Origin of the sequence: Sphingomonas sp. CCH9-E2, from assembly GCF_001557215.1 — a bacterium.
Taxonomy (GTDB): Bacteria; Pseudomonadota; Alphaproteobacteria; order Sphingomonadales; family Sphingomonadaceae; genus Sphingomonas.
Genome location: NZ_LSJM01000056.1, coordinates 1 through 832, shown reverse-complemented (window position 1 = coordinate 832; position 832 = coordinate 1). Strand labels below are relative to the sequence as shown.

Annotated in this window: 2 protein-coding genes; both read right to left on the bottom strand. The window is 61.9% G+C overall.

From position 1 onward, the window contains the following. Positions 1-19 precede the first annotated feature (19 nt). On the bottom strand, positions 20-340 hold the full coding sequence (locus AX681_RS03215; RefSeq protein ID WP_044663647.1) for a type II toxin-antitoxin system YafQ family toxin: 321 nt from the start codon (positions 338-340) through the stop codon (positions 20-22). Beyond that, positions 309-590, bottom strand: a complete 282-nt coding sequence (locus AX681_RS03210) for a type II toxin-antitoxin system RelB/DinJ family antitoxin (protein WP_066550599.1) — start codon at positions 588-590, stop codon at positions 309-311. Before AX681_RS03210 ends, AX681_RS03215 begins: the two co-directional genes overlap by 32 nt. Positions 591-832: the final 242 nt, after the last annotated feature.

Genomic DNA, 832 nt, shown 5'->3' with positions numbered 1-832 from the left:
ATGAAGATTACGCGCATGGCTATTCAAACAGTTCCGCATGAGTGCCGGCGCGCACGAAGTTCACCAGATTCCCCTCAATCGTATAGATCAGCAGGAAATCGCCGCCGATATGGCACTCGCGATGATCGCTCCAATCGCCTTTCAGCGGATGATCCAGCCATTCCGGGCCTAACGGCGCATCGTTGGCGATGAGCATCATCATCGCCTCCTTGAGCTGTTTCATGTTGTAGCGCCCGCTGCGCGACAGCCGCTCCCAATCCTTGACGAACCTTTTTTCGTAGGACGCCTCTCTTGGGAACGAAGCCCGCTTACTGCTGGCGGGCTTCTTGGTCGAGGGCATCGAATAGTTCCTGAGCATCGGTGAAACGGGCGCGGCGGGCCTTCATCGTCGCGCGGGACGCCTCGATCGCGGCGCGCGTCTCGGCGTTCGGCACCTTCAGCTCGAACGGCAACGCATGATCCTTGGCGACCCGCGTGAGGGTCATGCGGACCACATCCGAGACGGTCAGCCCCAGCTCGGCCAGCACGGCGGCGGCTTCATCCTTCACTGTTTCGTCGATGCGCGCGCGCACGAAAGCGGTAGCGGCCATTGGAACCTCCTTGGTCAATCCCCCATGATGTAGCTCAGTTGAGCAACAATTTCAATCCAGGCAGGGGACATGCGCCTGCCGCTGGCGCGGCACCGTGGCCCTACTCGCTTCGCTCCCCAAGCCCGCAAGCGGTCTTGGCCCAAGGTGACGACCCACATGGCGGGGCGAGATCGCAAGCGGATCTCGCTTCATGGTGCCGGCGTGCGCCGGCGTCGATGTTCGTTCAAGGGGGAGAGGCGGTC